This window comes from Salimicrobium halophilum, assembly GCF_900100295.1.
GTDB classification, from domain to species: domain Bacteria; phylum Bacillota; class Bacilli; order Bacillales; family Halobacillaceae; genus Salimicrobium; species Salimicrobium halophilum.
The window spans coordinates 14,422-25,360 of record NZ_FNEV01000009.1 but is presented as its reverse complement, the minus strand read 5'-3'; the positions used below and the strand labels follow the sequence as shown (position 1 = coordinate 25,360).

Here is a 10,939-nt window from a genome sequence, read left to right as displayed (position 1 = left end):
TCGTTATTGATCGTGTGCTATTTTTTTAGCTTTTTGTGTATTGGCGAAATGCCACTTGACGGCATTTCTCAGCTCTTCTTCACCGTGACTTCTCAGAATATCCGCGGCAGTCCGATCAACTTTCGGAGAAGCCCCTTTCGGAATCGTGGTGTTGAACTGTTTCGATAACCTATTCATTTCCTTTACGAATAGAGAGCGCGCCAGAATAGATGCCGCAGCAACGGCAATGGAGTAGCTTTCTGCTTTCGTCATGAAATACGTATTTTCGGGCAGTTTCCATCCTTCCGAGCGCAGGTGCTTTTTATAGATATCGGGTTTGGCGAATTCATCGACCAGGATACCTTCCGGTTTCACCGGTGCGATATCTTCAAGTAACTTGGAAATGGCCTGATGGTGAAGGACGGCTTTCATTTTCCCCTGGGACCATCCTTTCTTCTGCCAGGTGTTATACTTTTTATTAGGTAGCCTTAACAGACGATAAGGGATGTTCAGGTCGACGATTTGCCGGGCGATAACCGTAATCTTGTCGTCCGTCAGATGCTTCGAGTCTCTGACGCCGATGGCCTTCAGTTTTTGGATTTCTTCTTTATCTGCATATAAAGCGCATACCGTGATCGGTCCGAAATAGTCGCCCGTGCCGGCTTCATCTGAGCCGATATGACTGGAGGTGAAAAGGGAGTCCTCCGGGTGATAGGCGTGTTTCTGTTTCGCCGGTTTTTCTTTCTTCTCCTGGACGTCCCCCTCCCATTGGTTCGCTTCCTGCTCAGGTGTCTTCCCCTGGAACACGACTTTTCCGGAAGAGTAAGCAGTGATAGAGGCGAGAGGTGTCTTCGCCTGGAATTCCGCATATTGTGGGGGATTTTGTAAATAAGACTTGTAGTATTCTTTCATTTCTTTTCGTTTTTTGGCGTCCACTTTCAATACAATTGAGGGCATAACAAGTTCCTTTCTCTTTATAAACGTATGTCTTCCATTATAGCAGACAGAGCGAGAAATACAGGGATTTCGCTTTCCTATTTGTTTCCCTTCATGTTAAGATATAGTCTAGGATTGATAATCAGGAGGGAATGGATGTGTCCCAATCAGACCAGCAAAAGAATAAAACGACTGTTGAAATATATAACCGTTCCTATACGGTGATAGGGCAGGAAGACCCTCATCACGTCCGGATGGTAGCGAGTCTTGTCGATCAGACGATGAGAGACATCAACGAAGCGAATCCCAGCCTGGACACAGCCAAACTGGCCGTCTTGACTGCTGTGAACACGATGAATGATTATTTGAAACTGAAAGAAGAGTGCGGAGATTTAATGGATTACATCGAAAAGCTGGAGAAAGAGGATAAAAACGGACATGATTGATTTACTTATACTATTCATATTATTCATAGGCATCATCAAAGGGATGAAACGCGGTTTCGTCCTGCAACTATTCCATATCGTCGGATTTATTGCTGCTTTCATTACAGCGGTTTTGTACTACGATAATTTGGCTTCTAAATTGACATTATGGGTACCTTACCCAGAATTCCCGGAAGGCGAGGGCTGGGCTATTTTTATGGGCAACCTGCCGCTCGAGCAGGCTTTTTATAATGCAGTAGCCTTCCTGATCATTTTCATAGCGGTAAAGATCGTTATCGGAATCATCGCTTCCATGCTTGACTTCGTAGCCGATTTACCGGTGTTGAATTCACTGAATCATTTGCTTGGTGGTGTACTAGGGTTTGTTGAGAATTATATTGTTTTATTCATTTTCTTATACATAGCCGCTTTGACACCGCTCGTATTTTTGCAGAACAGTCTGGACAACTCGTTCCTGGCACCTTTAATCATTGAATATACGCCTATCATCTCCGGACAGATCAAATCGCTCTGGATGGAACAGGTAGCAGGGTTTTTCATATAAGAACCTGGGGGAGAGCCGCTGTGATAGTAACCATCATGGCGGTTTTTTCTGTATAAAGGAGGAAGAATAATGAGTGAAATCAATAAAAAGAACGTCATTCAGCTATTGGAAAGGATTGCGGTCTATTTGGAATTGAAGGGGGAGAACCCTTTTAAGATATCGGCATATACAAAAGCGGCCCAGGCGCTTGAACGGGACGATCGCTCTTTATCGGAGATCGAGGATTTCACGAAGATCAAAGGGATCGGGAAAGGAACTGCGTCGGTCATCGAAGAATATGTCGAGTACGGCGAGTCCGGAACGTTGAAAGAATTGGAAGAAGAAGTACCTGCAGGCCTTATTCCTTTACTTGAACTACCGGGTCTTGGAGGAAAGAAACTCGCTAAGCTGTATGACCAGCTCGGCGTCGTGGATAAACAGACCCTCCAGGCTGCCCTTGAGGAAGGGAAAGTGGAAGAACTGGATGGGTTCGGAAAGAAGTCGGCGGAAAAAATGCTTCAGGCCCTTACAGACCATGGTTCTCGTCCAGAGCGTCTGCCTATCGCTTTCATGTTGCCGCTATCCGAAAAGGTGGATGAATACCTCGCTTCTTTGGAGTCTGTGAACCGTTATTCGCTGGCTGGCAGTATGCGCAGAGTAAGAGAAACCATCAAGGACCTCGACTACATCATCTCTTCCGACAATCCTGAAAAAACCAGGGACGATCTTCTGGAACTACCGGGAATCAAAGAAGTGATCGCTTCCGGAGAGACGAAAGTTTCCGTGACGGTAGAGGAGAAGTGGGACGTCAATATCGACTTTCGTATCGTGAAAGACGAGGAATTCGCTACGACGCTTCATCATTTTACCGGCTCGAAAGATCATAATGTCCTGATGAGGCAGCTCGCGAAGAGTCAGGGAGAAAAGATCAGTGAATACGGTGTCGAAGATGTAGAGACTGGAAAAATGCAGACATTTGATACTGAAGAAGAATTTTACGGACATTTCGGACTCTCTTATATACCACCGGAAGTAAGGGAAGGCACAGAGGAAACGGAACTATTCAAGGAGACTGTGCCGTTGATCCGGATAGAAGATATAAAAGCCGATCTTCACATGCACACGACCTGGAGTGATGGCGCTCATTCTGTCCAGGAGATGGCGGAGCGCTGTAAAGCGAAAGGATATGAGTATATCGTCATCACCGATCACTCGAAGTATTTGAGGGTAGCGAACGGTCTCAATGAAACGAGGCTCAGAAAGCAACGGGAAGAAATTCGGAAAGTGAACGAAATCATGGATGACTTCCATATATTCAGCGGGGTGGAAATGGATATCCTGCCGGACGCGAGTCTTGATTTCGACGACGATTTCCTTGAAGAAATGGACGTAGTGATTGCATCGATCCATTCAAGTTTCTCTCAGGCCGAGAGTGAGATTATGAAGCGGTTGAATGCAGCGCTTGAAAATCCTCACGTTGATATCATCGCTCACCCGACCGGGCGTCTGATCGGGAAACGGGAAGGGTATCCGGTAGATATCCCTGCCCTCATCCAAAAAGCCAAAGAGACAGGGACAGCTCTTGAATTGAACGCGAACCCGAATCGTCTCGATCTGAATGCAGAGTACTTGAAAATGGCCCAGGAAGAAGGAGTCATGATTTCGATTGATACGGATGCCCACAATTTTCCGATGCTCGAAGATATGAAGACCGGAGTAGGAACGGCCCGCAAAGGCTACGTAAGAAAAGAAAATGTACTGAACACGAAAACGCGTGAAGAATTTCAGGCATGGCTTGCCAACAACTCACAATAAAGGAGCAGTACTACATGAACGAACGTATTTTGAATGTCCTGGAATATGGAAAAATAATTGAACAACTGACTTCTTTCGCTGAGACGTCTCTCGGGAAGGAAGCAGCTCAAAAACTGAAACCTTCTTCAGATCTCGAAGAAGTGATCAGCTGGCAGCATGAGACAGATGAAGCCCAGCAAGTGTTGAGATTGAAGGGGCATATTCCTTTGGGCGGAATCACGAATATCAAACCTCACTTGAAACGTACGTCCATAGGCGGGGTTCTGTCTGCCGTGGAGTGTCTGGACGTGGCTACGACCATTTATGGAGGAAAAGAGCTCAAGAAGTTCATCCAGGATATGGAGGAGCCCGAGCTTCCGATCATCAGAGAGATGACCGATCGCATCCACCCGCTTCCGCTACTCGAGAGACAAATCAAGAATTGTATCGATGATAACGGGGTCGTGATGGATGGAGCTTCCGATGCTCTCCGCTCGATTCGAAGTAAAATCCATACGCTCGAGAGCAGACTGAGGGACAAGATGGAAAGTTATACAAAGCAGCAGTCGGAAAAGTTATCCGATGCGATTGTAACGATCAGGAATGAGCGATATGTACTTCCGGTGAAACAGGAATACCGCGGGGCGATCAAAGGGATTGTCCATGATCAGTCTTCCTCTGGTGCCACTCTGTTCATCGAACCTCAGGCAGTCGTTGACATAAACAACGACCTACAGGAAGCGCGTGTCCAGGAGAAGCGGGAGATTGATAAGATTCTGGCTGAACTTTCCGATGCGATAGAGGAAGACCGGCCGATTCTTTCAGAGAATGTAGAAGTTCTAGCCGGAATCGACTTTATTTTCTCAAGAGCGAAGCTTGGGAGAAGCATGAAAGCCGCAATGCCTTCCATGAATGCAGAGGGACGAATTGTTATGAAAGACGCACGTCACCCCCTCCTTCCTCCCGATGAGGTGGTCGCCAACGATATCGAATTAGGAACGGACTTTACATCCATCATCATCACGGGACCGAACACCGGAGGTAAGACGGTAACGCTGAAGCTTGTCGGTTTATGCACGCTTATGGCTCAGTCCGGTCTGCAAGTGCCTGCGATGGACGGGTGTGAAATGGCGGTATTCACGAACGTATATGCCGATATCGGAGACGAACAGTCTATTGAACAAAGTCTTTCCACTTTCTCTTCCCACATGACGAACATCGTGGATATTCTGGAAAAAGTCGACGATACGACACTCGTTCTTTTCGATGAACTCGGAGCTGGTACCGATCCGCAGGAAGGCGCAGCGCTTGCTATGGCGATCCTGGACGAAGTGGTCGAAAAAGATGCTAGGGTCATCGCGACGACGCACTATCCGGAGTTGAAAGCCTACGGCTACAATAAAGAGAACGTGACCAATGCTTCTGTAGAATTCAATATCGATACCTTGCAACCGACCTACAGGCTTTTGATCGGAGTGCCGGGTCGCAGTAACGCATTCGAGATTTCCAGACGTCTTGGTCTCAGAGAGCATGTAATCAGCTCTGCGAAAGAAAGAGTGGGTGTGGAATCGGAGAGTGTGGAATCCATGATCGCTTCTCTTGATGAAGCGAGAAGAGAAGCGGAAGCGGACTATGAGAAAGCGGAAGAGATCCGACAGGAAGCGGAGAAGGTGTATAAGGACCTTCAGGAACAATGGAAGAAATACGAAGAGAAAAAAGACAAATTATACAGACGGGCCGAAGAAAAAGCTCAGCAGGCCGTAGAGAAAGCCAAAGAGGAAGCGGAAACGATCGTGGGAGAGCTGAGAGGAATGAAGAACTCGGCCGAGCTCAAGGAACACGAATGGATCGAAGCGAGAAAGATGCTTGATGAAGCGAATCCTGAACTAGTAGATAAGAAACCGCAGCAACCCTCAGAGCGACAGACATCGGACACGAAAGATCTGGATGTGGGAGATGAAGTAAGACTTCTTTCGTTGAATCAACAGGGAGTCATCGCAGAGAAGGTGAGCGATAAAGAATACCAGGTACAAGTTGGCTCGATGAAAGTGAAAGCCAAGCGGAAGAATCTCGAGTTCCTGAAAACACCGAAAAAAGAGAAGGAAAAACCTCTAGCAACTGTAAAAGGGAGAGCTTCTCACGTAAAACCTGAACTCGATCTGCGCGGGGAGCGCTATGAAGACGCCCTTCATCGACTGGAAAAATATCTGGATGATGCACTTCTTGCCGGGTATCCTCAAGTCTCCATCATCCACGGAAAAGGAACGGGAGCCCTGCGTCAAGGGGTTCAGGCACTCGCCAAAAGGCATTCCAAGATCGCTGCAGCCCGTGCCGGTGGCATGAAAGAAGGCGGAAGCGGCGTTACGGTTCTTGAGTTGAAGTAAGGATACGGAAAAGGGGTAAATTATGAACGGATTCTGGGAAATTGCCATCGTAGATACAGCGGCGAGATTCAGCGTCGTCATTTTATGTATGATCGTGTTTCTTACCATATTCGAGATGGTGACGAAGTATAATAACTGGCTCGAAATCAAAAACGGGAACATGGCGGTTGCTATGGCTACCGGGGGGAAGATATTCGGGATATCCAATATATTCCGATTCTCCATCGAGCATAACGATACCCTCTTTCAGACGATTGGTTGGGGTGTGTTCGGATTTGTATTATTGCTGACCGGCTATTTCATTTTCGAATTTTTGACCCCTTCTTTCCGTATTGATGAAGAAATCGCGGAGGATAACCGGGCGATCGGGTTCTTGTCCCTGGTCATCTCTGTCGGGTTGTCTTACGTGATCGGTGCAACTATTATTTAAGGGGAGCGGACGATGAAGACTTTAGCTATTGTACTTATTGTGGTGTCTGTCGTTTTCTTTATTGCAGGTATCATATTTCTTTCAGTGTTATGAGTCGGGACTGGGTCCCGGCTTTTTTGTTGTTTTGAGAAATTGGCGGATTTTTCTGTTTGCGGACTTACTGGGGGTTTTTACGGACCTTGCTAGCATTTTTGCGGACTTTCGACGATATTCGACGGTCATTTGAGGACCTCCAGATGATTTCTGCGGACCGGGCCAGGGTTTCTAAACGGAAATTTCCACTTTTTACACGTAATCTAGCTGTGCCATTCAGAAGCCCGAAATATAAGTGGGCCATCCTGGCTTCAGATGATCTTTTCTGAAACGGGATGGCCCACTTATATTTCGGGCTTCTAAACGAATGGCTCCGCTTTTTTTCTTAATATTATTCATTTTTCTGTCAATTGCCGTTATAATAAAAGTAACCTGTTCAAAGGAGGGGAATGAATGACCCAGGCACAAAAGCTCTGGCATCAGCATTATCCAGAAGAAATCGAAATCGAGAAAGAGTACGATGAGCAACCTTTGCACTATTTCCTCGAAGAAAGTGCTCGTGTTTACGAAAAAAAGAAAGCGCTTTATTTTTTGGGGAAAGAAATGACTTATAAGGAAGTGTATGAAGAGGCCTGTCACCTGGCGGGTTACCTGCAGCAACACGGTCTGAATAAAGGGGATCGTGTATCCATCATGCTGCCGAATACACCTCAATCGGTCATAAGCTATTACGCAGTACTTATGGCAGGGGGGATTGTAGTACAGACGAACCCTCTGTACACAGAACGAGAGCTTCAGTATCAACTGAAGGATGCAGGGGCGAAAATGATCATTTGTCTGGATGTCCTGTATCCGAAAGCGGCTTCTGTAAAAGCGGATACGGATCTGGAGCATATCGTGGTGACCGGCATCAAGGACTATCTTCCGTTTCCGAAGAGTACCCTGTACCCTTTTGTCCAGAAAAAAGAGTACAAGATGGTGGTGAAGCCGGAACATAGCGTGGATACTCATCTATGGAGAAAGATATTCAAATCCGAGGTGCCCGCGGTCCAGGAGGTTCCGATCAATCCGAAAGAAGACTTGGCACTCCTGCAGTATACGGGTGGGACTACCGGTTATCCGAAAGGCGTCATGCTCACTCACTATAATCTCGTAGCCAATACGCAAATGTCGGTGGACTGGTTGTATAAGTGTAAAAAAGGAGAAGAAGTGACCCTTGGTATGTTGCCTTTCTTCCATGTGTACGGAATGACTTCGGTCATGAACTTATCGATCATGATGGGCTTCAAAATCATTCTTATCCCCAAATTCGAGGTGGAAGATGTTCTGAAGACCATTGATAAACAGAGACCGACCTTGTTCCCGGGAGCTCCTACCATTTATATTGGTCTGTTGAATCATCCGAAGATCCACAAGTATGACCTTTCTTCCATTGAAGCTTGTATCAGCGGCTCTGCACCGTTACCAGTCGAAGTCATCGAACAGTTTGAGGAAGTGACAGGAGGAAAGCTCGTCGAAGGGTATGGGTTGACTGAAACTTCTCCCGTGACCCACTCGAATCTGGTATGGGGTAAGAGGGTACCTGGAAGTATAGGAGTCCCATGGCCGAACACAGATGCGAAGATTCTCGATCTTTCCGGAGAGAAAGATGCAGAAACCGGAGAAGTAGGAGAAATCGTCGTCAAAGGTCCTCAGGTAATGAAAGGGTATTGGAATAAGCCTGAAGAGACAGCAGAGGTTCTGAGTGAAGATGGCTGGTTCCGTACGGGAGATATCGGTTACATGGATGAAGACGGATATTTCTATATCGTCGACCGGAAGAAAGATATGATCATTGCCGGTGGTTATAACATCTATCCGAGAGAAGTCGAAGAGATCCTCTATGAACACAGTGAAATCCAGGAAGCTGTTGTCGTAGGTGTGCCTGATCCTTACCGTGGAGAAACGGTGAAAGCCTTTGTCGTCCGAAAAGAAGGAAGTACTCTCACTGAAGAAGAGCTGGATGCTTTCTGCAAGAAGAATATAGCAATCTATAAAGTTCCGAAACTGTATGAATTCAGAGATGAACTGCCGAAGACGGCCGTAGGTAAAATTCTAAGAAGAAATCTGGTAGAAGAAGAAAAGAAAAAGCTGAGCACGCATAGTTGACAGAATGATACTTCATAAGTAGAATGAGAGATGAATGATGATTCATTCACTATTTCTAAAGGCAGGAGAACACACATGAAACAATCCAAACCGAAATACAAACAAATCATCGATGCAGCTGTCGAAGTGATTGCTGAAAATGGATATCATTCATCTCAAGTTTCTAAAATCGCTAAACGAGCAGGTGTAGCGGACGGTACCATCTATCTTTATTTCAAAAATAAAGAAGATATTCTCGTTTCTCTTTTTCAGGAAAAGATGGGGCAATTCATCGAAAAGATCCAGGGAGAAACAACTGCCAGACAGACACCTTCCGAGAAACTTTATATATTGATCGAGACCCATTTCGATCTATTATCAAAGGATTATCATCTGGCTGTAGTTACTCAGCTCGAGCTTCGTCAATCCAACAAAGATCTGCGTCTGAAAATCAATTCTGTACTGAAAAAATACTTAGATGTCATCGACGGCATTGTCGAAGAGGGGATCAGGGAAGAGGTCTTTCGAGAAAACATAAACAGAAAACTTGTGCGGCAAATGATCTTTGGAACCATTGATGAAGTCGTGACCAACTGGGTAATGAAAGAACAGCATTATGACATTAATAAACAAGCGGAAGATGTTCATGAATTGATCATAGAAGGATTACTTAAGAAAAAGTAAGTAGGGGGGAAGCTTATGGATACATTGACATATGAAGTGAAGGACCATATTGCTGAAATTACGATTCAGAGCCCGCCGGCGAATGCTCTTTCCAGTACGATTCTTCAGGAATTGAATGAGATCCTGAATGAACTAGAAGCGGAAAAGTCGTTGAAAGCCGTCATCCTCAAAGGAGAAGGTAAATTCTTTTCTGCCGGAGCAGATATCAAAGAGTTCACCGAGTTCCAGGGAGGGAAGGAAAACATGGCTTTTAAAGGCCAGGCGGTTTTCGATCGGATCGAGCAATTCCACGCACCTTTCATCGCTGCCATTCATGGAGCAGCACTCGGGGGAGGTCTGGAGCTGGCTTTATCCTGCCATATGAGATTCGTGACGAAGAGCGCGAAGATCGGCCTTCCGGAACTGAGCCTGGGTATCATACCAGGATTCGGAGGTACGCAGCGACTTCCGAGGTATGTGGGGGATGCCAAAGCTTACGAGATGATTCTTACGGCAGAACCTGTAAGCGGTGAGGAAGCAGTGGCTATGGGACTTGCCAACCGGGCGTTTGAAGAAGAAGAACTTATGGACGCCGTAAGGAAAATCGCTGCTTCGATTGCATCGAAAAGTAAGCCATCTATTGAACATGTACTGAAGCTTGTGCCGAATGTATATGAGTCGACCTTGAACCACGGGTTGAAAGATGAAGCAAGCCGCTTCGAAGAGGTGTTCCGCACAGAAGATGCCTCTGAAGGTGTGAAAGCCTTTATCGAGAAGAGAAAACCTGTATTTCAGGATAAATAAATATAGGAGGGAATCCAGGATGAACATTTATGTATTGCTTAAAAGAACATTTGATACCGAAGAGAAAATATCGATCAGCGGTGGAAAAATAGAAGACGATGGTGCAGAGTACATCATCAACCCTTACGATGAATACGCGGTAGAGGAAGCTATCAATATCAGAGATGCACACGGCGGTGAGGTTACGGTCGTGACAATCGGCGAAGAGGATGCGGAGAAGCAACTTCGCACAGCTCTTGCGATGGGAGCAGATAAAAGCGTACTGATCAATACCGAAGACGATCTTGATGAAGGGGATCAGTTTACGACCGTAAGAATTCTCGAAGCCTATTTCAAAGAGAACGAGCCTGATATCATTCTTGCAGGAAACGTCGCTATCGATGAAGCGAGCGGTCAGGTGGGACCAAGACTGGCGGAGCGTCTTGACATTCCGTTTGTCACGACGATTACGGACATCTCCATCGAAGGCGACACAGTATCGATTGAGAGGGACGTAGAAGGAGATGTAGAGAAAGTGGAGACTAGTCTTCCACTTCTTGTAACTTGTCAGCAGGGGCTGAACGAGCCGAGGTACCCTTCCCTTCCAGGAATCATGAAAGCGAAAAAGAAACCTCTGGAAGAGATCGAAATCGATGATCTGGACCTTGATGAAGATGATGTGGAACCGAAGACGAAAACCCTTGAAATCTTCCTACCTCCTGAGAAACAGGCAGGAAAGGTATTAGAAGGAGAAGCGGATGAGCAGGTGAAAGAACTCGTAAGTCTTCTGAAAAACGAATCGAAAGTACTGTAAATAAAGTAACGGAAAGGAGAAGAGATC

Annotated in this window: 10 protein-coding genes; 9 read left to right on the top strand and 1 reads right to left on the bottom strand. The window is 46.1% G+C overall.

Annotated features, from left to right (window positions below; translation table 11 throughout):
• Positions 1 to 3: 3 nt before the first annotated feature.
• The gene (gene rnhC / locus BLQ44_RS13175; RefSeq protein ID WP_093194375.1) at positions 4 to 936 is read right to left on the bottom strand and encodes a ribonuclease HIII; all 933 of its coding nucleotides are present in this window, start codon (positions 934 to 936) and stop codon (positions 4 to 6) included.
• A gap of 131 nt (positions 937 to 1,067) precedes the next feature.
• Between rnhC and zapA the strand changes: the two genes are divergently transcribed.
• From zapA to BLQ44_RS13130, 9 genes are all read left to right on the top strand, one after another.
• A complete protein-coding gene (gene zapA / locus BLQ44_RS13170; protein WP_093194374.1) occupies positions 1,068 to 1,361 on the top strand; it encodes a cell division protein ZapA in 294 nt (97 codons plus the stop codon).
• On the top strand, positions 1,354 to 1,905 hold the full coding sequence (locus BLQ44_RS13165; protein WP_093194373.1) for a CvpA family protein: 552 nt from the start codon (positions 1,354 to 1,356) through the stop codon (positions 1,903 to 1,905). Before zapA ends, BLQ44_RS13165 begins: the two co-directional genes overlap by 8 nt.
• A 69-nt stretch (positions 1,906 to 1,974) precedes the next feature.
• On the top strand, positions 1,975 to 3,699 hold the full coding sequence (gene polX, locus BLQ44_RS13160; protein WP_093194372.1) for a DNA polymerase/3'-5' exonuclease PolX: 1,725 nt from the start codon (positions 1,975 to 1,977) through the stop codon (positions 3,697 to 3,699).
• A 14-nt stretch (positions 3,700 to 3,713) separates the two neighbouring features.
• On the top strand, positions 3,714 to 6,062 hold the full coding sequence (locus tag BLQ44_RS13155; protein ID WP_093194371.1) for an endonuclease MutS2: 2,349 nt from the start codon (positions 3,714 to 3,716) through the stop codon (positions 6,060 to 6,062).
• A 22-nt stretch (positions 6,063 to 6,084) separates the two neighbouring features.
• Positions 6,085 to 6,492: a DUF350 domain-containing protein gene (locus BLQ44_RS13150; protein WP_093194370.1), complete on the top strand. Its 408-nt coding sequence runs from the start codon at positions 6,085 to 6,087 to the stop codon at positions 6,490 to 6,492.
• Positions 6,493 to 6,978: 486 nt separating this feature from the next.
• Entirely contained in the window at positions 6,979 to 8,673 is a 1,695-nt protein-coding gene (locus BLQ44_RS13145) for a long-chain-fatty-acid--CoA ligase (RefSeq protein ID WP_093194369.1), read from the top strand.
• A 75-nt stretch (positions 8,674 to 8,748) separates the two neighbouring features.
• Positions 8,749 to 9,336 (top strand): TetR/AcrR family transcriptional regulator, encoded by a 588-nt coding sequence (locus BLQ44_RS13140; RefSeq protein ID WP_093194368.1) that lies wholly within the window; start codon positions 8,749 to 8,751, stop codon positions 9,334 to 9,336.
• A gap of 15 nt (positions 9,337 to 9,351) precedes the next feature.
• Positions 9,352 to 10,119: an enoyl-CoA hydratase gene (locus BLQ44_RS13135; RefSeq protein WP_093194367.1), complete on the top strand. Its 768-nt coding sequence runs from the start codon at positions 9,352 to 9,354 to the stop codon at positions 10,117 to 10,119.
• Between the two features lie 19 nt (positions 10,120 to 10,138).
• Positions 10,139 to 10,912: an electron transfer flavoprotein subunit beta/FixA family protein gene (locus BLQ44_RS13130; RefSeq protein ID WP_093194366.1), complete on the top strand. Its 774-nt coding sequence runs from the start codon at positions 10,139 to 10,141 to the stop codon at positions 10,910 to 10,912.
• The last annotated feature ends 27 nt before the right edge of the window (positions 10,913 to 10,939 follow it).